This window comes from Rhizobium sp. NFR03, assembly GCF_900111275.1.
Taxonomy (GTDB): Bacteria; Pseudomonadota; Alphaproteobacteria; order Rhizobiales; family Rhizobiaceae; genus Ferranicluibacter.
In genome coordinates this window covers 320,392-343,504 of sequence record NZ_FOGR01000001.1, presented here as the reverse complement: position 1 = coordinate 343,504, position 23,113 = coordinate 320,392, and the positions used below count along the sequence as shown (strand labels likewise).

The window sequence follows — 23,113 nt, the reverse complement described above, 5'->3', positions numbered from 1 at the left end:
GAAAAAGGAGATTTGTTATGTTCGTCAAGGATTTCATTCGTGTGACGCTTCTTTCCGCAGCAATGGTCGTGCCTGCGGGCGCTGCTTTCGCGCAAGCACAGCAGGGGGAATGCGCCGTCGGCGTGCCTCCATCCGGCACGACTCCCAATGCCAATCCCGGCAGTGGCTCGCTGACCGAGAAGCTCGATGATTGCAACGGCGTTCTCAAGCCTCCGTCCGTTGGCGATGGGGAGATCGTCGAACCGGCGCCGCAGGCAGGCCAGATGCCGGTGATCAAGCCAAATGATCTGCCGCAGGATGGAAATCCGGCGCAACAGCCGTAAGTCTCTCTCAAAGACGTTGAGAGGTTTCCATGGCAGACGGACATCAAGCGGGCAGGCAGGCAGCGGTGAGCGGTGGCGTGCCGTTCAAAAACGGTTCGCGTGACGATGACACGAGGGGACGCCTTGCCGAAAAGCCTTCGGCTATTCCCTATCCCGGTCTGAAGGATGTCTTCTGGCGGGTCATTGCCGAGATCAGCGAAGACCGGGTGACGCTGATTGCGGCCGGGGTCACATATTATCTTCTGCTTGCGCTATTTCCTGCTCTGGCCGCGCTCGTCTCGATTTACGGCTTCGTGGCCGATCCCGGCGCCATCGGCGCTCAGGTCACGCTTTTGGCCGATGTGGTGCCCACAGGTTCCCTCGATATCATTCTCGACCAGTTGAAGACGCTAGCGACGCAGAAGACATCGACGCTTTCCATCGGCTTCGTGTTCGGTCTGGTCGTTGCGCTCTGGAGCGCGCATAACGGCATGCGTGCGCTGTTCGACGCGATGAACATCGCTTATGGCGAAACGGAGAAACGCGGCTTCTTCAAGATGACGGGTCTCGGTTTTCTCTTCACGCTCGGCGCGCTCGGTGTCGCCGTGGTCGTCATCTCCGCCATCGGTATCCTGCCGGCCGTCCTGTCGTTTCTCTGGCTGGATCGCTGGGTAGAGCTACTGGCGCGGTTTGCGCGCTGGCCGCTGATGCTGGCCATCGTCTGCTTTGCCACCATGATGCTCTACCGCTATGGACCCAGTCGCGAGCGTGCGCAGCTGCGCTGGCTTACCTGGGGCGCCGCCTTCACCAGCGTCGCCTGGCTCGGCGCGTCGCTCGGTTTTTCCTACTACATCGAGAACTTTGCCAACTATAACGCGACCTACGGCACGCTCGGCGCGCTGATCGGCTTCATGGTGTGGACCTGGATGTCCGTGATCATTCTGATCGTCGGGGCGGAGATCAATGCCGAACTCGAGCACCAGACAACCATCGATTCCACGACGGGGCATCCCATGCCGATGGGAGAGCGCGGTGCCTATGTGGCCGACACCATCGGCGACCCTGCAGCCTGAATCGTCTGCGCCACCGACGAAGTGCGGTAAGAAGTGCGGTAACCGGATATGAAAAAAGCGATTGTCGCGTCTTTGCGGCAATCGCTTCTAACGTCTCGAAGATTGTCGCATCTGTACTCTTACTGGGGCTTCGTCTCGTTCATGGCGGCTTCGTGGTACCAGCTGTCGATGATGACGGGGGAGGCTGGAACCTCGGCCTTGGCATCCGTGCCGGTCTTCCAGGTCTTCAGCCCCTTGAGGCCACCGATCGGGAATTGATAGATCGTTGCCGAGTGGCGCTGTGGTGTCGTTGTCATGGCATCGGCTCCCTTTTCTGTGTTGGAGTTATATAACGTTCATATGCACATATTTTGCGCTGAATGTCTAAAAATAAATCAAATCTCTGTTGGGTTTTCGCGCATTTTCCGGCGGGACATCAATTTTCCGGCCTGAGATCGATCTTTCTGCCTTCATTTTCCACTTACCAACTGCCAGAGGGCATGCGCTGTTCCCGCTAGAGCGCAATGCATTGCTGTGCCGGGGCGGAAATTGCGTCGTCTTTTCAATCTTCCCGTCGGCAGGCTCCGATTTCCCATCATTTCGGTCGTTCACAAAATCTTCATCATCGCGGTCTTCGCTGCGAACTGGCACGGCATGTGCATTCCTTATTGATCAGAGGGGTCGGTTGCCGGGTTTCGGATATCAGCCTCTGGATTGCTCACCACTTATGAGAGATTTGCCATGACCAAGTATAAGCTCGAGTACATCTGGCTCGACGGGTACACACCGGTACCGAACCTGCGCGGCAAGACGCAGATCAAGGAATTCGACGCGTTCCCGGCACTGGAGCAGCTGCCGCTCTGGGGCTTCGACGGTAGCTCGACGATGCAGGCCGAAGGCCGCAGCTCTGACTGCGTTCTCAAGCCCGTCGCTCTCTATCCGGATCCGGCCCGTACGAACGGCGTTCTCGTCATGTGCGAAGTCATGATGCCCGATGGCGTCACGCCGCATCCGACCAATGCCCGCGCGACGATCCTCGACGACGAAGGCACATGGTTCGGTTTCGAGCAGGAATACTTCTTCTATCAGAACGGCCGTCCGCTCGGCTTCCCCGAGCAGGGCTATCCGGCTCCGCAGGGCCCGTACTACACCGGCGTCGGCTACAGCAATGTCGGCGACGTGGCGCGCGAGATCGTCGAAGAGCATCTGGATCTCTGCCTCGAAGCCGGCATCAACCATGAAGGCATCAATGCCGAAGTGGCCAAGGGCCAGTGGGAATTCCAGGTATTCGGCAAGGGCTCCAAGAAGGCAGCCGACGAAATCTGGATGGCGCGCTACCTCCTGCAGCGCCTGACGGAAAAGTACGGCATCGACATCGAGTATCACTGCAAGCCGCTCGGCGACACCGACTGGAACGGTTCGGGCATGCACTGCAACTTCTCGACCGCGTACATGCGCGAAGTCGGCGGCAAGGCTTACTTTGAAGCGCTCATGGCCCAGTTCGAAAAGAACCTCATGGACCACATCGCCGTCTATGGCCCCGACAACGACAAGCGTCTGACGGGCAAGCACGAAACGGCGCCTTGGAACAAGTTCAGCTACGGCGTGGCCGACCGCGGTGCGTCCATCCGCGTTCCCCACTCGTTCGTCAAGAACGATTACAAGGGCTACCTGGAAGACCGCCGTCCGAACTCCCAGGGCGACCCCTACCAGATCGCTTCCGCCGTCCTCAAGACGATCTCGGAAGTCCCCACCGAGGGCTACGCTTCGGCTGCAGCCTGATGTGACCAGCACGTTCTGCCTGTTCGCCAAGTTAAGGCGAACGGTGCGAGCGGGCGACGGGCCTGCAACGCGGGTTCGATGATCTCAAGATAAAAACGACGCTGGGCAACCGGCGTCGTTTTTCGTTGTGGGGATGACATGAAGCAGCGCTGATCGACACAACGGCTTGCCGTAGATGCCGCCCTCCGATGCGAGCCCTGCGGTTCGTCAGAGACATGATGAAGGATAAGAAGGGAAGATGCCGTAAAAAAGCCCTCCCGCCGGTCTGGCGAAAGGGCTCAGGCTATCAGCGGTCTACGACCTCAGCGTCTGTGCAACGCTCCTTCGCGCTTTAAGGAGTAGGTGTTGCAGCTGGAGGCGTTACCGGCACCACTGGCGTCGTTGCCGCGCTGCCATCGATGTAGGGCAGGATTTCCATGCCGCCGTGATAGAGCATGCTGAGGGACACGTAGAAGATGACGGCGAGGCCGACATAGGCGATCCAGCGGTGCTTGTGCAGCAGGTTGGCGATGAAGCTTGCTGCGAGACCCATGAGCGCGATCGATACGATCAGGCCGATGACGAGCACGGTTGGATGATCCTGTGCCGCGCCGGCGACCGCAAGGACGTTGTCGAGCGACATGGAAACGTCGGCAATGACGATCTGCGTCGCTGCCTGCAGGAAGGTCTTGCGGACGCGCGTTTCGTCCGCTGCCGCTCCGCTTTCGTGCTCGGCATTGTGTTCGGCCTGGCGCAGCTCGCTCCACATCTTCCAGCAGACCCAGAGAAGCAGAAGGCCGCCGACGAACTGCAAACCGACGATGGCCAGAAGTTGTACCGTGATGGCCGCGAAGGCGATGCGCAAAACTGTTGCGGCGATGATGCCGACGAGGATCGCCTTGCGGCGCTGGTCTGCCGGCAGGCCAGCAGCAGCAAGGCCGATGACGATGGCGTTATCACCTGCCAGTACCAGATCGATGGCGATGACCTGTAAGAATGCAGCCAATCCGGCTGCGGTGAAAATTTCCATTTCCGATACGTCTCCCTCGTGCCGTTCATTTCGAATGACAATTGCGTTATCCGTCCGCTAAAGCCATTCAATCAAGGAAGGCAAGGAGAAATCGAGAAAATCGACATCTCGTCTTATCTCGAAGCCGCTGGATGGCCGCTCGTTGGCATTTCGAGAGCTTGTCGCACCTCTTTTCATGCGGCGGACGGTACGATCTGTTGGTTCTGGAGGGCGCACACCAGCCGTTCAGCTCTACCGGCGCAACGGCTCAAACGAGATACTGTCTCGTTGCGTCACGTCGTAGAGCGCAGGTTCGATTCGGCTCTTTTCAACATTCGGGAGATAGTAGAAGTGGACGAAGCCGAGGGCGAGGAGGCCACCGATCACGTTCATGGCGGCGAAGATGACGATTTCAGAATCCATTTTGCGTCTCTCTTGAGAACGCCCCGGTTTCAGCAGAAGCTGGACGAACCTTTTGCCCAAGGGTCGCCCAGAGGGTTTCAAGTCTGTTACAAAGCGGGGACCCGGCGCTTCGCCGCCATCAAGAGGTCGAGCTCCGTCATGGACGGGCCGAAACGCTCATACAGCCGCTTCGCCTCATCGGTCTCTAGACCGTAGCGCGATTGAAACTCCTCCAGCGTGCAGGCTTCTCCACGCACCGTTTTTCCGCGTATTCCCTTCAGATCCGTCATGTCACCCGCTCCCTTGCACGTCTCGACTGCAAACTCGCAAGTGAACGCCCCGATTTCGGCGAAGTTCCCTTCATCTTACGCAATTCCGTGACGTAAGAAAATGTCGCGGACGCCCAGCACAAGCCCGGCCGAAGAGGTGGTTTTCCCACAAGCCCAGGCGTCGTCTCGTCGCCAGCACATGCCCTCTCAGGTCCGCTTGTTGCCCTCAAGTGCCTTCAACATGGTCATGCCTGCCGCCTGAGCCTGAATCTGGGATGCGAACTTGCCCGATGCAGGGCGTGTTACGCCGCGGAAGGTCAGCGTGAAGCTCCATTTGCCATCGCGATGCTTGGCGACGGTCACGCTCGAAGGTGCCTGTGTCATCTCGTTCTCTCCCGCTTATGCTTAAGCTATTCGTCTCGATAGCCATCCTTTAATGCAACTCTCTCGCAGCGGAAATCGCTTTCGCCAGGAAGGTCCGCCGAACAGTTCCCTTCGCATGTGCAAAATGCATAGCTGCGATGCAATAAATTCGCTCGCAAGCGCGGTGGAAAATTGTATGATGAATTTATCGAAGTGATGCACCTCCTCCCGCAGAGCTTCGACGTCCTTGATGATCCTATCCTCCTCCCAGGATCGTCGATGGTGGTTGCAGCTTATCCTCCTCCCGAGCTGCCAACCGGAATTAAGAGCCTGCTGCACCTCCTCCCGCAGCAGGCTCTTTTCGTTTTAAGAGCATTTCGCACGGATATGCAGCGGGTTTGCGCTGACCATGCGCTTCGAGGGAGGTTTCAATCCATAAAGACCTGGTCCGTTGCTGGTCGAGACTGACCGATGCCGAGTATGGCTCGATCGAGGCGCGATATCCGTTTCCAGTTGTTTCGATGTCCTCATCGTGTGGATAACCCTGTCTTTTCATCATCAAGCCGCTATTTCAGAGGAACATCAAACATAGGTACGCGTTCCCGCTACTCGGTTCAGACCATGCCGCTGGACTGTCTGACGCCGTTTGGCGAAGCGGCAGACTTCGAGATGCGTGTGAAGCCTGTCGAGCGTGCCAGCCAAAGGGATTGTCAAGGAGAGCGTTTTGCCGGTCCGTTATATCATGTTGGGGGTCATCGGCTTCGTGGTTGCGGCCATTCTGAGCGTCATCGTCGTCCAGCAATTCGAGGGATCGTCGGGCGATAGATCGACGACACCGCCGGATCCTCTCGTCGTAGCGCCTGAAAAGGCGGCCGAGCAGAACCCTTGAGAGGCGCAGGCAGCACAGAGCTTCAAGGCTCGCAGGCGGCATCAGCCGTCACGCCGGTTCCTCGCAGGCTCCCTCATCTTCAGCCGTTTACCCTCCCGGGGCTGAACGTGTCGTCAAGGCGGTCATGATGCCTCTTTTCTATTTCAACCTGTTCGATCATGAAGGCTTCTCAGGCGGAGAGGACGCCTATGCTTTCACGGATGTCGCCGCAGCGCTGGCGGAGGCCGAGGTCGTCCTCGCCGAGATGGCGCTCGATGGTCTTCCGCGGGAGCCCGACAGTCGCCTGGTGGTCGAGGTGCTCGATGCGAACAGGACCTGCGTTGCAAAGGTCAGCCTCGAATTGCGCCGCGAATTCTTCCCCTGATGCGGATAAGAACTTAATGGCCGGCCGTTGCGGTGACCGTCAGGCGACGAACTGCGTCGATGATGGGCGGCAACAGCAGCGCGGCTCCGGCATTCGACAGATGGTCGTCGTCGAAGTAGAAAATCCGGTCCGTCGAGAGGCTGTTGATGCAGCGCCCCTGAACGAAGCTGTCGCAGAAGATGTCGGACGGCTTGACCTTTGCAAGGCGGGGATGGTCCAGCGTGTCGAAAGCAGCGATGACGGCCGCATTTCGAGCGCGATAGCGATCTGACGATGTTGCCAGCGGCTCGACATCCGTCGATGTCATGGCGGCGCGGGCGAGGAGATCCGGCACGTTCCAGCCGGCTTCCGGTATCGGGTAGACTAGAACCACGTTCACGCCGCGGTCGAGGTAGGCGCGAATATCTGCAAGAAACGCATTGAGGACGCGGTCCTTGCGGGCAGGGTCCGTTTCGCTGCCCATGTCGTCGCGGCGGTCATAGAGGTCGGCATAGGTCGGCTTCAGGGCTTCCACGCCACCCTCGCCATTGTCGAAGGCATTTCCGTCGATATAGAGCGACCATCGGCTGACCATGATGACGGTCTTGATGTCGCTCTTTGCGATGTAATCCTCGACGCCCTTGAAGAAGCGGTTGCAGCGGAGACGGTATTTGGCGTTCGATACCACCAGACCGGAGAAACCGGCGCAGGAGGAGTGAGACAGGGCGTAGAGATCGAGCCCCGCGCTCCCGAAGGCTCGGAGAGCTTCACCGGTGATCGCGCCGGCGTGGGAGTCGCCGATCAGGATCGTGTCGCTTTTGTCCGTATCCGGCGTCATGCAGGCGCGCACGGGATGGGGTAATACTGCTTCACCCTTGTCGAACAGGCACGCCGCCATAGCCGGGTCGGGGTGTGCCTGCACGTCGAGCGCTGCAAGCGCCGCGGACGGCAGACGGAACGACAGGCCGTCATCCAGCCGTCCGGTTGCTCCCACGGCCATCATGACGATGGCGACGGCGCCCGTTGCCATGAGAATACGGGGGCCGCTTGCAAGCGCCTTGATGCGGCCGGTGCGAAACGGCGTCTCGACAAATCGCCAGGACAGGATGGCGAGGATGACGGCGACGACCGTGAGGAGCGCCATCAGAATCGGCGACGGCTCGGTCAGACTGCGAATGCGCGCGAAGGCAAACAGGGGCTGGTGCCACAGATAGAGGCTGTAGCTGATCAGCCCGATGCCGGTCAGCAGCCGCAGGGACAGGAGCCGGTGCACAAGGGTGCCGGGCCCGGCAAAGAGGATGATGAGCGCCGTGCCACCGACGGGCGCCAGCGCCCAGGCTGACGGGAACGGCGTGCCGTCGTCATAGAGAAAGACGCCGGCCAGAACCGCGAAAATGCCGATCAGGGACAGGACGTCGTTGCAGGGCTGCTCGCGCTTCAGGAGGATCAGCGCGCAGAGCGAGCCTGCCAGCAATTCCCAGGCACGGGTGTGCGGAAGGTAAAAGGCCGCGTTCGGAAAAGCCACCGAGCCGTAGACGGCGAGCGCGAAGCTGGCGAGAGCCGCAACGAGAACGGCTGCAAAGCGAACGCGAGAACCGTACCGGTGGAGCACCATGAGCAGGAGCGGGAAGACGACATAATACTGCTCTTCGACCGCGAGGCTCCAGGTGTGCAGCAAAGGCTGCTTCTCGGCTGCTGCCGCGAAATATCCGCTCTCCTGCCAGAAGAGGACGTTCGACAGGAACAGGCAGACGGCGATGATGCTCTCGGCGAAGCTTTTCATCTGCGCCGGGAGCATCCAGGCCCAGGCGAAAGGAAGGCAGCAGAGGATGACCGTGAAGAGAACGGGCATGATGCGCCGCGCCCTTCGCTCGTAGAAACCGAGGATCGTGAAGGTGCCCTTGTCCTGCGCTGCCGCGATGATCGTGGTGATCAGATAGCCGCTGATGACGAAGAAGACATCGACGCCGACATAGCCACCCGAAAACCAGCCAACGCCGGCATGGAAAAGAATGACCGGGACGACGGCCACGGCGCGGAGGCCATCGATTTCTGGTCGGTGCTGCATGGGATCTTTGCGTGAAGGTATGGGTGGGTGCGGAGGACGTCGAAAGACAGCAGACCATCGAGCTGCCATCTAAAGGAATAACTTACCTTCGTCGTTCTTCAAGACGCTAAACAAGACACACAGACGCATTCTCCGCCGGTGTGTCTGCGCTGCACAGCCAGTGGACGCGCCTGAGTTGAGCGCCCAGGCCGTCTTGCAGGCTTAAGCCCGGAACAGGCGCCAGCGGTTCGGCCTGAACGCGACGCGCGTGCCGGGGGAGGCTGCGACATCGGAGGGTAGCTCGATTTCGATCCGGCGCGTGCTGCCGGCAACGTCGAGCTCGACATGCCGCGTGCCGGCAACACGTCGGCTGATCGTGACGACGCCGGCAAGACAGCCGCCGCAGCCGTCGAGCAGATCGATATCGTGCGGACGGAAATACAACTCCGCCGGCCCCTCCGGTTCTCCCGGCGCACTGACGCCGATGGAGCGATCCTCGAGCCACAGCTGCCCATTCTCGACGCGCACCGGCAGGGTGTTGGATTGTCCGATGAAGCCGAACACGAAGGGGGAGTTCGGCGTATCGTAGATCTCGTCCGGCGTTCCCACCTGCTCGATCCGGCCTTTGCTCATCACCACGACGCGGTCTGCAAGCTCCAGCGCTTCGTCCTGGTCGTGCGTCACGAAGACGGTGGTGTGGCCCGTCCGGTCGTGGATCTCGCGCAGCCAGCGACGAAGCTCCTTGCGCACCTGCGCGTCCAGCGCGCCGAAGGGTTCGTCGAGCAGCAGAACGTTCGGCTCCACCGCCATGGCGCGCGCCAGTGCCACGCGCTGGCGCTGGCCGCCGGAAAGCTGCGCCGGATAGCGCTTCTCCATGCCGCCGAGCTGCACGAGGTCGATGAGATCGGCCGCCCGCTGGCGAATTTCGGCTGCAGCCGGGCGGCGCGACGACGGCCGCACCTTCAGTCCGAAAGACACGTTGTCGATCACCGTCATATGCCGGAACAGAGCATAATGCTGGAACACGAAGCCGATATTGCGTTGTTGTACGGTTTTCCTGGAGGCGTCTTCGTCTCCGAAGTAGATCGTGCCATCGGTCGGGCTTTCCAGCCCGGCAATCAGCCGCAGCAGTGTCGTCTTGCCGGAACCCGACGGGCCGAGCAGAGCGATGAGCTCGCCCGAGCGGATGTCGAGCGAGACCTTATCGAGGGCCGGGAACCGGCCGAAGTCCTTGCGGATGTCCTGAACGCGTACTTCCATGAACCATATACCTTTTTCAGTGCTTGCGTGCGGCGGCGATCTGCGCACTGAATTTGAATTCGAGCAGCGACTTGATGACGAGCGTGACCAGCGCCAGAAGCGCGAGCAGCGTGGCCACGGCAAAGGCGCCGATGAAATTATATTCGTTGTAAAGGATCTCGACCTGTAGCGGCATCGTGTTCGTCATGCCCCGGATATGGCCCGAGACCACCGAAACGGCACCGAATTCGCCCATGGCGCGCGCGTTACAGAGCAACACGCCATAGAGCAGGCCCCATTTGATATTCGGCAGCGTGACGTACCAGAAGGTCTGCCAGCCGCTGGCGCCGAGCGAAAGTGCTGCCTCCTCGTCGCTCGTACCCTGTTCCTGCATCAGCGGGATGAGTTCGCGCGCGACGAAAGGGAAGGTGACGAAGACCGTGGCGAGCACGATGCCGGGTACGGCGAAGAGCACCTTGATGCCGTGGCTGCCAAGCCACGGTCCGAGCAGGCTGTGCGAACCGAACAGGAGCACGAAGACGAGCCCGGAGATAACAGGGGATACCGAAAAGGGCAGGTCGATCAGGGTTGTCAGAAACGCTTTGCCCTTGAACTCGAACTTGGCGATGGCCCAGGCGGCGGCGATACCGAAAACGAGGTTGAGCGGAACCGCGATGGCCGCAACCAGCAGGGTCAGCCGGATAGCTGCCCAAGTCTCGGGGTCGGCGATAGCCTCGAAGAAGGTACCCGGCCCCTTGCGCAGCGCTTCCGTGAAGACGATGGCCAGCGGCAGCACGAGGAAGAGGCCGACGAACGCCAGCGACAGCGCAATCAGGCCGTAGCGGGCAAGCCGGCTCTCCGAGGTCGCGGAGCGCACCATCTCCGATGTTCCGACAGATGCGGGAGCGAGGGCTTCATGCGCCATAACCATACCTCCGTCGGCTCCAGGCCTGAATGGAATTGATGACGAGCAGCATGACGAAGGAGATGATCAGCATGACGGCGGCGATCGCGGTTGCGGCGGGATAATTGAATTCCTCCAGCCGGATGACGATGAGCAAGGGCGCGATCTCCGAGACGTAGGGCAGGTTGCCGGCGATAAAGATGACGGAGCCGTATTCACCGACGCCGCGGGCAAACGCCAGCGCGAAGCCCGTGAGCACCGCCGGCGCGAGGCCCGGCAGCAGAACGCGGCTGACGGTCTGGAAGCGTGTTGCCCCCAATGTCGCTGCGGCCTCCTCGACCTCGCGGTCGATCTCTTCCATGATCGGCTGCACCGTGCGCACCACGAAGGGCAGGCCGACGAAGATCAGCGCGAAGACGATGCCGAGCGGGGTGAAGGCGACCTTGATGCCCAGCGGCGTCAGAAGGCTGCCGATCCAGCCGTTCGGTGCATAGAGCGTGGTGAGCGCGATACCGGCAACCGCCGTCGGCAGGGCGAACGGCAGATCGACCATGGCATCGATGACACGCCGGCCGAAGAAGCGATAGCGCACGAGAACCCAGGCCAGCAGCACGCCGAACACGACATTGGCCAGTGCCGCGAGGAAGGCGGTTCCGAAGCTGATCTTCAGCGCGTTCAGCGTTCGCTGATCGGTTGCCAGCGTCCAGAACGTACTCCAGCCAAGCGCGCTCGATCGCCAGACGAGGCCGGAGAGCGGAATGAGAATGATGAGGATGAGCCATGACAAAGTGACGCCGAGCGCCAACCCGAATCCCGGGATGACGCTCGGCTGTCGAAATTGCCACCGCTGAGGGAGGCTTGCGGTCATGTAATCTTATTGCCCCGGCTTGTAGATCTGGTCGAAGACGCCGCCGTCTCCGAAGAATTTTGGCTGAGCTTCCTTCCAACCACCAAATTCGTCAATGGTCGAGAGCTTAACATCCGCAAAGCGCTTGATATCGTTCGGATCGGCCGCTTCGGGCTTGAACGGGCGATAATAATGTTTGGCGGCGATCTTCTGCCCGACATCCGAGTAGAGATACTGGAGGTAGGCCTCGGCCACCTTGCGCGTACCCTTCGTGTCGACATTGCCGTCGACCAGCGCCACCGGCGGCTCGGCCTTGATGGAGACGGACGGCGTGACGATGTCGAAGCTGTCGGGACCGAGTTCCTCGAGCGAGAGATAGGCCTCGTTTTCCCAGGCGATCAGCACATCGCCGAGACCGCGCTGGACGAAGGTCGTCGTTGCGCCGCGGGCGCCGGTGTCGAGCACCGGAACATGCTTGAAGAGCTGTGCGACATATTCCTGCGCTTTGGCGTCGTCGCCGCCATTCTGCGCGCGGGCCCAGGCCCAGGCGGCAAGGAAGTTCCAGCGTGCGCCGCCCGACGTCTTCGGGTTCGGCGTGATCACCTGAATGTCGTCCTTGACCAGATCGCCCCAGTCCTTGATGCCCTTCGGATTGCCCTTGCGGACGAGGAAGACGATCGTGGAGGTGTAGGGCGCGCTGTTGTTCTCGAACTTCGTCTTCCAGTCCGCGGGGATCTTGCCGCTTTCCTTGGCGATGGCGTCGATGTCGGCTTCGAGCGCGAGCGTGACCACATCGGCCTCAAGGCCGTCGATGACGGAACGCGCCTGCTTGCCCGAGCCACCATGGGAGGTCTGGATCGTCAGCGTTTCCCCGGTGTCGGTCTTCCACTTCTCGGCGAACGCGGCGTTGAAGTCTTTGTACAGTTCGCGTGTCGGGTCATAGGACACATTCAGAATTGTCTGATCGGCAAAGGCGAACCCCATACCCCCGACCTGGATACTGGTGGCCAGCAGGGCCACCGTGAAAAAACGGGACAGTCCCTTTGCGTTCATTTGATCTCGACCTCCATGTTGTCGCGCTTAATCTAGCTGGTCTGTCGAATAGGATAACGAAGAAGTTTGCGATTGCGACGGGGTTTGGAGAAAAGTCCTGCCGTCAGGTCTCCCGCTCGCGCAAGATTGATGCAACAAGACCATCTCTATCGGCAAAGAGGGATGTCCATGGAAACGCTGTGCACGCCGCGGGAGGTCGTCTCGTTCTGGTTCGAGGATATCGACCCGGAGCACTGGTACAAGGCGCACCCGGAGCTGGATGCGGAATGCGACCGGCGTTTTCGCACCACGCATCTCGCACTGTCGCGGCATGTGGATGCGGTCTGGCGAGAGACGCCGGAGGGGCGGCTTGCGACCCTCATCCTGTTCGACCAGATGTCGCGCAACATCTATCGCGGTTCGCCGCTGGCCTTCGCGACGGACGGCCTTGCCCGTCGCGAAGCGCGGCTGGCGCTGGAGGCGGGCGCTGACCAGGCCGTTGCGCCGGTGCGGCGCGCATTCTTCTACCTGCCGTTCGAGCACTCCGAGGCGATGTCCGACCAGGATCTTGCGGTGCAGCTCTTCACGGCTCTGGGCGATCCCGTGCTCCTCGACTATGCCGTGCGCCATAGGGAGATCGTTGCGCGATTCGGTCGCTTCCCGCACCGGAATGCCATCCTCGGGCGCATGTCGAGCCCGCAGGAGGAGGCGTTCCTGCTGCAGCCGGGTTCGCGCTTCTGACGTCCGGCCGGAGTAACCTTCTGCGGGAAGCCTAAAATTCGCCATACCCGGACGCCAACCGGAGCGGGTATGGCACCTTTCTGCCGTTTGATTCTTTCGGCACCGTGCCGCGTCCTTTTCCAGTACCTTTCGGCCTCATCCGTCGGGAAGACAGACCTAACCGTGAAAGCGTGTTCCCCAACGATGCTTCGTTTCCTCGCCATTCTGCTCATTCTTGTTTCCAGCCTGTCGCCCGTGGTTGCCCAGCAGGCGCCCACCCAAACCCCGGCAAACCAAACCGGGGCAAGCCAACCCCCGGCAAGCCAGCCCGCCGCAAGCCAACCTTCGGCCAACCCGCCGCCGGCAGCGAGCGTCGGACGGCAAAGTGCCGGCGGTGGCGAGGCGGCGCGGGACAGGCCGGACGACGCGCAGGCCGATGCGGCCCAGCAGCTCGACGCCGCGCGCAAGCGGCTCGATACGCTGGCTGCACAGGTCGAGACGGCTGATGCCGCGGAAACCGCGCGTTCGACCCAGGCAAACAATTCCAATGCCGCCGATAACCGGCTCGCCGAGATCAAGGCGCAGGTGGACGACCTGTCGCAGCAGGTTGCCGGTCAGATGGACGCGGCGCGTACGCGCATCGAGCAGATCAAGGGGCGGTTGACCGAACTTGGCGATCCGCCAGCGGCCGGCGCCGAGCCCGAAGCATCCGTGGTGACCGAGGAGCGAGGCCGCCTGATCGCCGAGCGGAACTCTCTGAACGCCGTGACAGGAACGGCGGAAACGCTTGTCGCGGATGCCAACGCGCTCTCCACCACGATCACCGAAAAGCGCCGGGTCCTGTTCTCCAACACGCTGTTGCGGCACACGGACATCAACGTCGACATGCTGATCGACGCGGGCCAGGCGCTCGTCGTGGAGGCGCAGGCGTTTTCCCGCAATATCGGTAGCTGGCTGACCTTCGTCTTCACCTACAAGCGCGTGCCGCTGATGTCGGCGCTGTTTCTGTCGCTTTGCTCGGCGCTGGTGCTTCTGGCAGGTACACACCGGCTTTTCGCGCCCCTCCTGCGCCGTTCGGTGCGGGATCTCAACCCGACCTATATCGCCCGTCTTTCTCGTGCCTTCGGCTCTACACTGGTGCCGACCATAGCAGCTGCCACGTTCGCAACGACGGCTTTCTTTTTCCTTCAGACATTCAATGTGCTCAGGCCGGATATCGCGCCCATCGTCGTGACATTCCTTGCCCTCTGCGTCGCCCTGCAGTTCGTCTGGACCATCTCCACGGCCGTTCTCGCACCCGGACAGGCTGTCTGGCGGCTGGTGCGGGTGTCGGACCGCGGCGCACGGCTGCTGGTCGCCCTCATCATGGCGATGGCGTTCGCGAACCTCTTGGATTACCTGCTGGAGACGATCAGCGTCACCCTTGGCTCGCCTCTGGTGCTGACAGTCGCGAAAAGCCTGATCGCCTCGATCATCATCGGCCTGCTCCTGATGGCGATCGCGCTGATCCGTCCTGTCATCCCTCAGGGCGAGCCGCTGGACGGGCAGGGGCGGCCCTGGCCGCGCGCCATCTCCATCCTCCTGCTTCTGGCGGGTCTCGGGCTGATTACGGCGGCGCTTTCCGGCTATGTCGGGCTGGCGCGCTTCATCGCCACGCAGATCGTCGTCACCGGCGCGATCTTCGTCACCATGTATATCGGCATCCTGACCGGCAAGGCGCTGGCCAAGCAAAACGCGCTCGCCAAGACCGTCGGCGGACGATACCTCTCGCACCGCTACCGGCTGGAGCCGATGGCCCTGGATCAGATCGGTCTTGCGGTCGGGCTCAGCATCTACCTGCTTGTCGCCATGTTCTTCGTGCCGCTTCTGCTCCTGCAATGGGGCTTCAAGATCGCGGACATCGAGGCTTGGGCCTACCGGATCTTCACCGAAATCCGCATCGGCACCATTACGATCTCGCTGGTCGGCATCTTCGCCGGCATCATGCTGTTCATTCTGGGCTTCGTCATCACCCGCTGGCTTCAACGCTGGATCGACGGCAGCGTGCTGGCGCGCAGTCGGGTGGATCTCGGTGTGCGCAACTCGGTCAAGACAGGCATTGGCTATCTCGGCATGGGCATTGCCGGCCTGATCGGTATTTCCGCGGCGGGTCTCGACCTGTCGAGCCTCGCGCTGGTGGCCGGCGCCCTGTCTCTCGGCGTCGGTTTCGGCCTGCAGAACATCGTCTCGAACTTCGTCTCCGGCCTTATCCTGCTCGTCGAGCGGCCCTTCAAGGTCGGAGACTGGGTGATCTCGGGAACGACAGAAGGCTTCGTGAAGCGCATATCCGTGCGTGCAACCGAGATCGAGACATTTCAGCGTCAGACGATCATGGTGCCGAACTCGCTGTTCATCAACGCCTCTGTCGGCAACTGGACGCATCGCAACAAGCTCGGGCGTGTTGACATCACCTTCTCCGCCCACGCCTCCAACGATCCGCGAAAAGTCGTGGAATCGCTGCGCGCCGCGGTGACCGGACTTCCCAACATCCTGCGCAATCCCGAGCCGATCATCGTCTTCCGCGGCTTCACGTCGTCCGAGCTCGAATTCGAGGTGCGCGTGTTCCTGGCCGATATTCTGCAAGGCGTGTCGGTGCGGACGGATGTCCGCATGGCCGTCTTCGAGCGCTTCCAGGCCGATGGCATCGCGCTTGGCGGTCCGGCTGCACCGGAGGTGCCGATCAAGATCTCGCCGGAAGATGCGGAAGTTCTCTCGGCCATCTTCCAGGGCACGCGCTCCGAGGCTGCAAGAGGCTCCTCGCAATTACCGGGGGATGCCGGCGGTTACGTCGAGCAGGCAAGCGTCGAGCCGCCGGACAGCCGCGGCAACGACATACCGGACTCCTCCGAGAACGACCGGCGCGATGTGCTGCGGGGCGAGGAGCTGCGTCCCGACGTGAAGCCTGCCGCTTCCGCGACGGCATCGCCTCCTTCGGTCACGCCTGCGCAGAAGCGCGATGCCGGCGAAGACAAGCCGGCCCCGGAGACGGATGCGGACGGAGCAAAAAGCGGATCCCGCAAGCGCCGGCCCGGCCGGCCGCGCTGATCGTTGGCCGTGATCCCACGGCATTATCGCGAAGCCGGCGAAGTATGCTTTTGCATATTACGCCGGTTTGTTGCCTGATTCCTGAAAAAGCCACCCTAGGTAGCGACCTTTTAACGACTGCGAAAACCTTTTCCGCTAATGTCTCTTTCAGAGTGAAAAAAGAGAGCGCGCAATGTCGTTTTTCGGTGTGTCGGGGATGTATTATTCCGGAGAGTCCCTGCAACAGCACCGTATCGTGCTTGCTGAAGACAGTAATCTCTTCGCGGCGATGGTGTCGAAACGCTTCAAGGAACTTCTCGATATCGATGTCATCGTCTGCAAGGACTATGACGAGGTCACCTTCGCCATTGAGAACGCATCCTTCCCGGCTACGCTCGCCATTTCGAATATCAATCTTCCCGGCGCCGAAAACGGCGAAGCCTTGTCTTATCTGGTCGATATGAGCATTCCGACCATCGTGTTCACAGGCACGTTTCAGGAGAGCACACGCGAGTCGATCCTGGCCAAGGACATCGTCGACTACATCATCAAGGACAGCGTCTTCGCCGTCGATATGCTGGTCGAGTCCGTCTGCCGCTTTCTGACCAATCACCGGCACCACGTCATGATCGTCGATGACAGTCCGACAGCGCGGGCGCTCCTGACGAGCCAGCTCAAGCGCTTCAACTTCCGCGTCAGCACGGCGGACTGTGGTGCGACGGCGCTCGAACTGTTGAAGCGCCATTCCGATATCGGCCTCGTCATTACGGACTACAACATGCCCGATATCGACGGTTTCGAACTGACCCGGCGCATTCGCGGCGCCTATGGCCCGCATCAGCTGCGCATCATCGGCGTGTCATCCTCCACCAACCGGCTTCTCTCCGCCCGTTTCCTCAAGGCTGGCGGCAATGATTTCATCATGCGGCCTTTCGTCAACGAGGAGTTCTACTGCCGCGTCAACCAGAACCTGGACACGCTGACGAAGATCCGGACGCTCGGCTCGCAGATGGCGCTCAGCGCCTGATCCCGGATCGCCTGGGTCCGCTGCCCATCGCTCATCATCATCCTTCCTCGCAGCAAGCGACCGGTTTCGGGCGCTTGCTGCTTTGTGTTTCTGCCACGACGTGCCTCCCTGTTCGTGACGTCGAGATGCGGCTCCGCCCGCTTTTTGGGGTTGCGTTAACGGAACACAAATTCCTTCTTGGTAAGTAATACTAAACATAAAAGATCCTGCCTGCGCACTGTCGGTAGTTGGGGTCTGGGGGGGGGGGAGCGGAGCCGGGATGCGGTTTCCTGCTCGAAAAGGGTGGGAACCTTGACGTTCAGCAAGCAAGAGCGGGTCGGCGATGCCGCGCTCACCGAGGGTGTCAATCGTCTATTGCTGATCGAAGATTCCCGCGTTTTCTCGACGCTCATCCGGCATGAGATCCAGAACGGTAGCGCCCTGACGGTGACGCATTGCGCATCGCTCGGCGAGGCGAGGCGTACGCTTGAGTGCCAGAAGTTCGATGTTTCCGTGCTCGACCTCAACCTTCCCGACGCGCCGAACTGCGAAGCGCTCGACCTTGTGCTCTCGCATGATATTCCCGCTATCGTCTTCACCGGCAGCTTCAATGACAGCACGCGCGAGCGGGTCATGGCGCGGGGCGTGGTGGACTGCATCATCAAGAACGAGCGAGACTCGGTGTCTTCGGTCGTTGCGGCCGTCAATCGTACGCTGACCAATGCCGGCACGAACGTGCTGGTGGCCGACGAGGACGCGGAAAGGCGCCAGGAACTGGCTTCGGTGCTGCGCGAGCAGCGGTTTCAGGTGACCGAGGCGGCGACGGGGCAGGAGGTTCTCAGCGCCGTCATGGGCGGCCGTGTCGATCTGATCGTCTCGGAATATGCGGTCGGCGATCTCTCCGCGCAGCAGCTCCTGGTCGGGCTGCGGTCCTACGAATGCGAGACCGCAGTGCCCGTTATCGCCATGGCTCCGCCATCTGCCCGAGGGCAGGCGGCGCGCTTCCTCAAAGGGGGCGGTTCCGATTTCATCGAGCGGCCGTTCGGCCGCGACGAGTTCGTCAGCCGGATCAACCGGTCGATCACCGTCCACCGACGCATCGAATCCTTGCAGCGGCTCGCTTCGCGCGATTACCTGACGGACCTCTACAACAGGCGCTTCTTCTTTCAGGAAGGACCGCGCATCGTCGAGCAGTGTTTTCGTCGCCATGCGCTGTCCTCGATCGCCATTCTCGACATCGATCATTTCAAGCGCCTGAACGACACGTTCGGCCACGAGGTCGGAGATCTCGTGCTGAAGGCGGTGGCGCGAACGTTGCGCAATTTCGTGGGCAACGACCATTTGCTTGCGCGCCTCGGCGGCGAGGAGTTCGGCGTGCTGTTCGACGGCCTCGATATCGCTGCGGCCAGCATCTACTGCGAGCAACTGCGCGAAACGATTGCCCGCACGCAGGTCGTTACCGACGATGAGGACCTGTCGATCACTGTGTCGATCGGCCTTGCGCCCATCGAGCAGCGCGAGGTGTTCGACAACTACCTCCATGCCGCCGACCAGTTCCTGTACATGGCCAAGCATGCCGGCCGGAACCGCATCGTCTCGGAACTGACATTGATCGACTCGATGGCATTATAAAAACGAGACCGTCCTACCGTGCCGCCTGGGCCAGCGTGACCTTGCGGTCGGCGCGTTCCTGCTGTGGCGAGCGGTTGTAGAGTTCGCGATAACACTTGGAGAAGTGCGATGCGGAGACGAAGCCGCAGGCGACGGCGACCTCGACCACCGGCATCGCCGATTGGACGAGCAGGTGCCGGGCGCGGTCGAGCCGGATCTCCAGATAGTAGCGGGCCGGCGAACGGCCCATCTCCTGCCGGAACAGCCGCTCGATCTGGCGCCGCGAGAGACCGGCGCTATCGGCAAGTTCCAGAAGGGAAAGGGGTTCGGCAAGATTGCCCTCCATCAGCTCGATGATGGACAGGACCTTGGCATTCTGCACGCCGAGCCGTGCGCGCAGCGGCAGGCGCTGGCGATCATGCGGGCCGCGGACGCGGTCGGTCAGCGCCTGTTCGCAGACGCGGTTCACGAGGTTCTCGCCGAAATCCTGATCGATCAGGTTCAGCATCATGTCCAGCGAGGCCGTGCCGCCGGCGCAGGTATAGATGTTGCTGTCGATCTCGTAGAGATCCGCAAACACATCGACCTGCGGGAAGGCTTCGGCAAAGCCCGGCAGGTTTTCCCAGTGAATGGCGCAGCGCTTGCCGGTCAGCAGGCCGGCCGAGGCCAGAACATGGGCGCCCGTACAGAGGCTGCCGACGGCAACGCCGCGATTATAGACCTCGCGAAGCCAGGCATTGACGGACTTGTTCTGAAAATCCTCCACGAAGACGCCGGAACAGACCAGCACCATCGACGGACGGCTCTCGCCACCCAGATGCTTGCGCTCATCGGCGACCGACGAGTTGACCTCCAGCGCGATGCCGCTTGAGGAGACGACCTGTGCGCCGTCGGTCGAGGCAAGTCGCCAGGAATAGGCATCGTAGCCCAGCATCCGGTTGGCGATACGCAGCGTCTCGATAGCGGCCGAGAAGGGCAGTAGCGAAAAATTGGGAACGAGGAAGAAGACCAGCGAGCGCTTGGCAGTGAGCGGCTTATTCACGAGCGTTATCTCCGTGCAGGGCAGATAGCTATTCGTCGCGTGGCCACGGCCGACGAGCTTGCCTGAATGCGACACTCGCATGGATGGTCGCGACTGCAAAGGAATAAAATTTGCGACATCCCGCAGAATGCCTGAAAAAGCATCTACGAATAGTGCAAACGCCCAATTATGTTGCTTTGCAGCATGTGCGCTAACGGGTTTGGCGGGTGAAGCACATTGGGGATCCGTATCGGCTTATCTGTTTGCGACGCTCATGCATTTGATGAGATTGTCGGAAACAGGAAGGTCGAGGTGATGCCGGGCGCATGTGAATATGCCACGAAAAAGGGCGTTCTGCCGGTTGGCAAAACGCCCTGTCATCGCCGCGGTGCCGTCGACACGGCGGGTCGTCTTTGCTCTCCATGCCAGACCGGATCATTGCGCAGATGTGTTGCGGTTGTCGGTGGCCGAGGGAAAGCCGATATCCTTGAGCGCGTCGTAGGAGAGCGAAGCCAGAGCACGTTCGGCGCGTCTGTCCTGCCACGTCTGGACGATGCGATGCGCGAGCGCCGTGGCGCCGGCAAGCCTGCGTGATGCGGAGGAGGGGGTTGAGGGAGAACTGGATAGGCTGAAGGTAGACATTGTTTGGTTCCTTTTGACGGTGTTCTTCAAAAGGTCGCGACCATGGATGAAGGATGCCGCAACCTCGTCCATCAATCCAACGAATAGAATTGATGCGTCAGTTCAGTAATCTTGATAGTCCGTCGCGTCGGCGATGCCGATATCGCGGCGGATCACCGCCGGCAGTTCCTGAAGCTGCCGCCGCGTGCTGCGGCGCGTGGCCGCAAGTTCACGACGCCCGATCATTGCCTTGAGGATGCGGATGGGGGCTTCGAACGGATGTCGTGCCGAGGCGGTCGATACAAACGCCGCTTTCGTTCTGAGGTGTATGATGTTGCTGTTCATGACGGCGTCTCCATTGCCTGTATCTTGACAATGAGCGCTGACATAGGTTCAATCAAACGAAATGAACTGACGGTATCGTTCAGTTTTTCTGATAATGGAGTCGTCATGAATATGATGATGCGGCATGCGCTGCCAATGCTCGAAATCGACGTTCTGAAGACGTTCGTGGCCATTGCCGAGACCGGCAATTTCACGACGGCGGCCGAGGCTGTCTACCGCACGCCGTCGGCGGTCTCGATGCAGATCAAGAAGATGGAGGAGCTTCTTGGCTGCTCTCTCTTCCTGCGGGATGCGCGCTCGGTGTCTCTGACGCCGAAAGGAGAGGTTCTGCTCGGCTTTGCCCGGCGCATGCTGGCGCTCAACAACGAGGCCGTCACGCGCTTTCTGATGCCGGATATGCATGGCGTGGTACGCCTGGGAGCGCCGGAGGATCTCGGCGAGCGGATTCTTCCCGACGTGCTCAAGCGGTTCGGTGAGACGTTTCCCAACGTCACCGTCGACGTCACCATCGGGCAGAGCAATGTCATGCGCAAGCGCGTCGAGGAGCGACGCATGGACATCGTCATCTACAACAGCTTTCCGAGCGAGACGCTGCGCGATGGCGAGATCCTCATGGAGGAACGGCTCGTCTGGGCCGGTACGCGGTGCGGCACCGCGCATCTTCGCGAGCCGCTGCCCGTTTCGATGTGGGAGGACGGCTGCGTCTGGCGTGCCGATGCGATCGACAAGCTGAACAAGGCAGGGCGCGCCCATCGCGTGGCCTTCCTCAGCGCGCACACGACAGGTCAGAAGGCGGCGATCCGTGCCGATCTCGCGATCGCGCCGCTGCCTCGGTACCTCGTGCAGGGTGATCTTGTGGAGCTTGGACCGGCCGAAGGCCTGCCGGATCTCGGCAGCTACAATATCGGCATCCAGACGATCGAGGATGCCTCTGCACCGGTGCTGGCTGTGGCCGAGCATGTGCGCGCGGCCTTTGTCGCGCTCGTCTGATCGTCAGCCATTATCGGTCGTCTTCTTCAGCCAGCGCAGCACGCGAATTTCGTCGTCGTTCATCCAGCGCGTCATCTTCGCGCTCGTGCTCTTGCGCTGCGTGCGTAGCGTGCGCAATTCGCCGTTCTCGAAATCCTCGAACACCTTGGGATGGATATAGGAGCTTCGGCACACGGCGCGCGTATTGACCAGAGCCGCGGCGATCCCATCGACCGCCTCGTTGATCTGGCGTTTGCGCTGCCGTTCGCTCGTTGCCGGCTCAACCGTCGAAAGCGCCGTGGCGGCCATCTGCGTTGCGCCCCAGGTGCGGAACTGACGCGAGGAGAACTCGCCGCCGGTCGCCTCGCGAATATAGGCGTTAACATCCTGCGAGCGGATCTGATGGCGCTCACCGTCCTCATCCAGATACTGAAACAGATGCTGGCCCGGTAGCTCCTGCAAAGAGCGGATGATACGGGTGATACGGCGGTCGCTGTGGCTGAGGCGCCATTCCTTGCCGGACTTGCCTTTGAACTGGAAGTGCACACTCGATCCCGACACTTTCACATGCCGGTTCTTCAGCGTCGTCAGGCCATAGGAGCCGTTTTCCTCGGCATAGACCGTATTACCGACGCGGATGAAAAGGTGGTCGAGAAGCCAGACGATTGTGGCGAGCGCCTTCTCCATGCCCGGCATGCGCATGCGCAGATCGTGATCGACGCGCTCGCGGATCTTCGGCAGGCGTGATGCGAAGGACGGCAGCAGCGCGAACTTTGCCTTCCCGCGTTCGGCATGCCAGTCTGGATGATACCGATATTGCTTGCGGCCGCGCGCATCCTTGCCGATCGCTTGTAGATGCGTCTGCGGATCGGGCGAAATCAGAACCTCGGTATAAGCAGGAGGGATCGCCAGCGCTGAAATTCGCTGGACCTCACTAATGTCGGTGATGCGCTTGCCATCAGGGCCATAGTAGAGAAAGCCGTTCTTTCCCTGCTTGCGGGTGATGCCCTGCTCAAGGCGTGAGAGATAGACGAGTTCGGGCGCCGGCGTATCGTCAGGCTGCCCTGCGTCGCGTTTCTTGCCGACCGAAGCGGCGATGGAAGCTGTGATCTGGTCCACGGTGCGATATGAACTTCATGCGGAAGCCAAAGTTCCGGCGAAGATACGGTTTCACCAGGGACAATTTTCAGCGCGATAGACCGCAGTTTTTTGTCACGATCATGTGAACCTTTTTGAGGGTCCGGCGTTATCTGGCAGAAGACACATGTCTTTTCCCATCTGGCGTTATTCAAGGACCC

25 protein-coding genes are annotated in these 23,113 nt (G+C 61.0%); 10 read left to right on the top strand and 15 right to left on the bottom strand.

Going from position 1 to position 23,113, the window contains the following annotated elements:
- Nucleotides 1–17 precede the first annotated feature (17 nt).
- Both BSG19_RS01565 and BSG19_RS01560 read left to right on the top strand, forming a co-directional pair.
- On the top strand, nt 18–323 hold the full coding sequence (locus BSG19_RS01565) for a hypothetical protein (protein WP_092984204.1): 306 nt from the start codon (nt 18–20) through the stop codon (nt 321–323).
- A gap of 29 nt (nt 324–352) precedes the next feature.
- A complete protein-coding gene (locus BSG19_RS01560; RefSeq protein ID WP_092984202.1) occupies nt 353–1,375 on the top strand; it encodes a YihY/virulence factor BrkB family protein in 1,023 nt (340 codons plus the stop codon).
- Nucleotides 1,376–1,494: 119 nt separating this feature from the next.
- Here the strand turns inward: BSG19_RS01560 and BSG19_RS01555 are convergent, their stop codons facing one another.
- Both BSG19_RS01555 and BSG19_RS25635 read right to left on the bottom strand, forming a co-directional pair.
- Nucleotides 1,495–1,671, bottom strand: a complete 177-nt coding sequence (locus BSG19_RS01555) for a DUF2735 domain-containing protein (RefSeq protein WP_092984200.1) — start codon at nt 1,669–1,671, stop codon at nt 1,495–1,497.
- A 67-nt stretch (nt 1,672–1,738) separates the two neighbouring features.
- Nucleotides 1,739–2,005, bottom strand: a complete 267-nt coding sequence (locus BSG19_RS25635; RefSeq protein WP_139274704.1) for a hypothetical protein — start codon at nt 2,003–2,005, stop codon at nt 1,739–1,741.
- 90 nt (nt 2,006–2,095) lie between these two features.
- Here BSG19_RS25635 and BSG19_RS01550 point away from each other — a divergent pair, with 90 nt between their 5' ends.
- Nucleotides 2,096–3,136: a glutamine synthetase beta-grasp domain-containing protein gene (locus BSG19_RS01550; RefSeq protein ID WP_092934238.1), complete on the top strand. Its 1,041-nt coding sequence runs from the start codon at nt 2,096–2,098 to the stop codon at nt 3,134–3,136.
- A 331-nt stretch (nt 3,137–3,467) separates the two neighbouring features.
- Here BSG19_RS01550 and BSG19_RS01545 read toward each other — a convergent pair whose 3' ends face one another.
- The 4 genes from BSG19_RS01545 to BSG19_RS25930 form a co-directional block, all read right to left on the bottom strand.
- Nucleotides 3,468–4,145 carry a TerC family protein gene (locus BSG19_RS01545; RefSeq protein ID WP_092984198.1) on the bottom strand — a complete coding sequence of 226 codons (678 nt, stop codon included), beginning with the start codon at nt 4,143–4,145 and terminating at the stop codon, nt 3,468–3,470.
- Nucleotides 4,146–4,376: 231 nt separating this feature from the next.
- Nucleotides 4,377–4,547 carry a hypothetical protein gene (locus BSG19_RS25935; protein ID WP_170865823.1) on the bottom strand — a complete coding sequence of 57 codons (171 nt, stop codon included), beginning with the start codon at nt 4,545–4,547 and terminating at the stop codon, nt 4,377–4,379.
- 86 nt (nt 4,548–4,633) lie between these two features.
- The gene (locus tag BSG19_RS01540) at nt 4,634–4,816 is read right to left on the bottom strand and encodes a hypothetical protein (protein WP_092984196.1); all 183 of its coding nucleotides are present in this window, start codon (nt 4,814–4,816) and stop codon (nt 4,634–4,636) included.
- 186 nt (nt 4,817–5,002) lie between these two features.
- Nucleotides 5,003–5,179 (bottom strand): hypothetical protein, encoded by a 177-nt coding sequence (locus BSG19_RS25930; protein ID WP_092984194.1) that lies wholly within the window; start codon nt 5,177–5,179, stop codon nt 5,003–5,005.
- Between the two features lie 703 nt (nt 5,180–5,882).
- Between BSG19_RS25930 and BSG19_RS25925 the strand changes: the two genes are divergently transcribed.
- On the top strand, nt 5,883–6,047 hold the full coding sequence (locus BSG19_RS25925) for a hypothetical protein (RefSeq protein WP_170865822.1): 165 nt from the start codon (nt 5,883–5,885) through the stop codon (nt 6,045–6,047).
- Nucleotides 6,048–6,171: 124 nt separating this feature from the next.
- Entirely contained in the window at nt 6,172–6,411 is a 240-nt protein-coding gene (locus BSG19_RS01525; protein WP_244529056.1) for a DUF6894 family protein, read from the top strand.
- 13 nt (nt 6,412–6,424) lie between these two features.
- Here the strand turns inward: BSG19_RS01525 and BSG19_RS01520 are convergent, their stop codons facing one another.
- The 5 genes from BSG19_RS01520 to BSG19_RS01500 all read right to left on the bottom strand — a co-directional run bounded on the left by BSG19_RS01520 (nt 6,425) and on the right by BSG19_RS01500 (nt 12,480).
- Nucleotides 6,425–8,458, bottom strand: coding sequence for an acyltransferase family protein (locus tag BSG19_RS01520; RefSeq protein ID WP_170865821.1), 2,034 nt, complete (start codon nt 8,456–8,458; stop codon nt 6,425–6,427).
- 201 nt (nt 8,459–8,659) lie between these two features.
- Nucleotides 8,660–9,697 carry a sulfate/molybdate ABC transporter ATP-binding protein gene (locus BSG19_RS01515; protein ID WP_092984188.1) on the bottom strand — a complete coding sequence of 346 codons (1,038 nt, stop codon included), beginning with the start codon at nt 9,695–9,697 and terminating at the stop codon, nt 8,660–8,662.
- Nucleotides 9,698–9,713: 16 nt separating this feature from the next.
- Nucleotides 9,714–10,601, bottom strand: coding sequence for a sulfate ABC transporter permease subunit CysW (cysW, locus tag BSG19_RS01510; protein ID WP_092984186.1), 888 nt, complete (start codon nt 10,599–10,601; stop codon nt 9,714–9,716).
- Entirely contained in the window at nt 10,591–11,448 is an 858-nt protein-coding gene (cysT, locus tag BSG19_RS01505; RefSeq protein ID WP_092984184.1) for a sulfate ABC transporter permease subunit CysT, read from the bottom strand. Before cysT ends, cysW begins: the two co-directional genes overlap by 11 nt.
- Nucleotides 11,449–11,454: 6 nt before the next feature.
- Entirely contained in the window at nt 11,455–12,480 is a 1,026-nt protein-coding gene (locus BSG19_RS01500) for a sulfate ABC transporter substrate-binding protein (RefSeq protein WP_092984182.1), read from the bottom strand.
- 162 nt (nt 12,481–12,642) lie between these two features.
- Between BSG19_RS01500 and BSG19_RS01495 the strand changes: the two genes are divergently transcribed.
- The 4 genes from BSG19_RS01495 to BSG19_RS01480 all read left to right on the top strand — a co-directional run bounded on the left by BSG19_RS01495 (nt 12,643) and on the right by BSG19_RS01480 (nt 18,880).
- Nucleotides 12,643–13,200, top strand: coding sequence for a DUF924 family protein (locus BSG19_RS01495; protein ID WP_092984180.1), 558 nt, complete (start codon nt 12,643–12,645; stop codon nt 13,198–13,200).
- A gap of 183 nt (nt 13,201–13,383) precedes the next feature.
- Nucleotides 13,384–16,263 (top strand): mechanosensitive ion channel domain-containing protein, encoded by a 2,880-nt coding sequence (locus tag BSG19_RS01490; RefSeq protein ID WP_092984178.1) that lies wholly within the window; start codon nt 13,384–13,386, stop codon nt 16,261–16,263.
- A 172-nt stretch (nt 16,264–16,435) separates the two neighbouring features.
- Nucleotides 16,436–17,269 carry a response regulator gene (locus BSG19_RS01485; protein WP_092984176.1) on the top strand — a complete coding sequence of 278 codons (834 nt, stop codon included), beginning with the start codon at nt 16,436–16,438 and terminating at the stop codon, nt 17,267–17,269.
- Nucleotides 17,270–17,560: 291 nt separating this feature from the next.
- The gene (locus BSG19_RS01480) at nt 17,561–18,880 is read left to right on the top strand and encodes a GGDEF domain-containing response regulator (RefSeq protein WP_092984174.1); all 1,320 of its coding nucleotides are present in this window, start codon (nt 17,561–17,563) and stop codon (nt 18,878–18,880) included.
- 13 nt (nt 18,881–18,893) lie between these two features.
- On the opposite strand, the gene BSG19_RS01475 is transcribed toward BSG19_RS01480, so the two are convergent.
- The 3 genes from BSG19_RS01475 to BSG19_RS01465 form a co-directional block, all read right to left on the bottom strand.
- A complete protein-coding gene (locus BSG19_RS01475) occupies nt 18,894–19,901 on the bottom strand; it encodes a GlxA family transcriptional regulator (protein ID WP_092985486.1) in 1,008 nt (335 codons plus the stop codon).
- Nucleotides 19,902–20,315: 414 nt separating this feature from the next.
- Nucleotides 20,316–20,522 carry a hypothetical protein gene (locus BSG19_RS01470; protein WP_092985485.1) on the bottom strand — a complete coding sequence of 69 codons (207 nt, stop codon included), beginning with the start codon at nt 20,520–20,522 and terminating at the stop codon, nt 20,316–20,318.
- Between the two features lie 102 nt (nt 20,523–20,624).
- Nucleotides 20,625–20,846: a hypothetical protein gene (locus tag BSG19_RS01465; protein WP_092984172.1), complete on the bottom strand. Its 222-nt coding sequence runs from the start codon at nt 20,844–20,846 to the stop codon at nt 20,625–20,627.
- A 105-nt stretch (nt 20,847–20,951) separates the two neighbouring features.
- On the opposite strand from BSG19_RS01465, the gene BSG19_RS01460 reads away from it, so the two are divergent.
- Nucleotides 20,952–21,836 (top strand): LysR substrate-binding domain-containing protein, encoded by an 885-nt coding sequence (locus BSG19_RS01460; protein WP_092984170.1) that lies wholly within the window; start codon nt 20,952–20,954, stop codon nt 21,834–21,836.
- Between the two features lie 3 nt (nt 21,837–21,839).
- Here BSG19_RS01460 and BSG19_RS01455 read toward each other — a convergent pair whose 3' ends face one another.
- Nucleotides 21,840–22,820, bottom strand: a complete 981-nt coding sequence (locus BSG19_RS01455; RefSeq protein ID WP_244529092.1) for a DNA topoisomerase IB — start codon at nt 22,818–22,820, stop codon at nt 21,840–21,842.
- Nucleotides 22,821–23,113 lie beyond the last annotated feature (293 nt).

What these genes read in the sequence shown, in the direction of transcription:
- cysW (WP_092984186.1), bottom strand. Translation starts at nt 10,601, where the DNA reads ATGGCGCATGAAGCCCTCGCTCCCGCATCTGTCGGAACATCGGAGATG.
- BSG19_RS01495 (WP_092984180.1), top strand. Translation starts at nt 12,643, where the DNA reads ATGTCCATGGAAACGCTGTGCACGCCGCGGGAGGTCGTCTCGTTCTGG.
- BSG19_RS01555 (WP_092984200.1), bottom strand. Translation starts at nt 1,671, where the DNA reads ATGACAACGACACCACAGCGCCACTCGGCAACGATCTATCAATTCCCG.
- BSG19_RS25935 (WP_170865823.1), bottom strand. Translation starts at nt 4,547, where the DNA reads ATGGATTCTGAAATCGTCATCTTCGCCGCCATGAACGTGATCGGTGGC.
- BSG19_RS01515 (WP_092984188.1), bottom strand. Translation starts at nt 9,697, where the DNA reads ATGGAAGTACGCGTTCAGGACATCCGCAAGGACTTCGGCCGGTTCCCG.
- BSG19_RS25930 (WP_092984194.1), bottom strand. Translation starts at nt 5,179, where the DNA reads ATGACACAGGCACCTTCGAGCGTGACCGTCGCCAAGCATCGCGATGGC.
- BSG19_RS01465 (WP_092984172.1), bottom strand. Translation starts at nt 20,846, where the DNA reads ATGAACAGCAACATCATACACCTCAGAACGAAAGCGGCGTTTGTATCG.
- BSG19_RS01520 (WP_170865821.1), bottom strand. Translation starts at nt 8,458, where the DNA reads ATGCAGCACCGACCAGAAATCGATGGCCTCCGCGCCGTGGCCGTCGTC.
- cysT (WP_092984184.1), bottom strand. Translation starts at nt 11,448, where the DNA reads ATGACCGCAAGCCTCCCTCAGCGGTGGCAATTTCGACAGCCGAGCGTC.
- BSG19_RS01485 (WP_092984176.1), top strand. Translation starts at nt 16,436, where the DNA reads ATGTCGTTTTTCGGTGTGTCGGGGATGTATTATTCCGGAGAGTCCCTG.
- BSG19_RS01545 (WP_092984198.1), bottom strand. Translation starts at nt 4,145, where the DNA reads ATGGAAATTTTCACCGCAGCCGGATTGGCTGCATTCTTACAGGTCATC.
- BSG19_RS01525 (WP_244529056.1), top strand. Translation starts at nt 6,172, where the DNA reads ATGATGCCTCTTTTCTATTTCAACCTGTTCGATCATGAAGGCTTCTCA.
- BSG19_RS01470 (WP_092985485.1), bottom strand. Translation starts at nt 20,522, where the DNA reads ATGTCTACCTTCAGCCTATCCAGTTCTCCCTCAACCCCCTCCTCCGCA.
- BSG19_RS01550 (WP_092934238.1), top strand. Translation starts at nt 2,096, where the DNA reads ATGACCAAGTATAAGCTCGAGTACATCTGGCTCGACGGGTACACACCG.
- BSG19_RS01565 (WP_092984204.1), top strand. Translation starts at nt 18, where the DNA reads ATGTTCGTCAAGGATTTCATTCGTGTGACGCTTCTTTCCGCAGCAATG.
- BSG19_RS01560 (WP_092984202.1), top strand. Translation starts at nt 353, where the DNA reads ATGGCAGACGGACATCAAGCGGGCAGGCAGGCAGCGGTGAGCGGTGGC.
- BSG19_RS01500 (WP_092984182.1), bottom strand. Translation starts at nt 12,480, where the DNA reads ATGAACGCAAAGGGACTGTCCCGTTTTTTCACGGTGGCCCTGCTGGCC.
- BSG19_RS01460 (WP_092984170.1), top strand. Translation starts at nt 20,952, where the DNA reads ATGAATATGATGATGCGGCATGCGCTGCCAATGCTCGAAATCGACGTT.
- BSG19_RS01540 (WP_092984196.1), bottom strand. Translation starts at nt 4,816, where the DNA reads ATGACGGATCTGAAGGGAATACGCGGAAAAACGGTGCGTGGAGAAGCC.
- BSG19_RS01490 (WP_092984178.1), top strand. Translation starts at nt 13,384, where the DNA reads ATGCTTCGTTTCCTCGCCATTCTGCTCATTCTTGTTTCCAGCCTGTCG.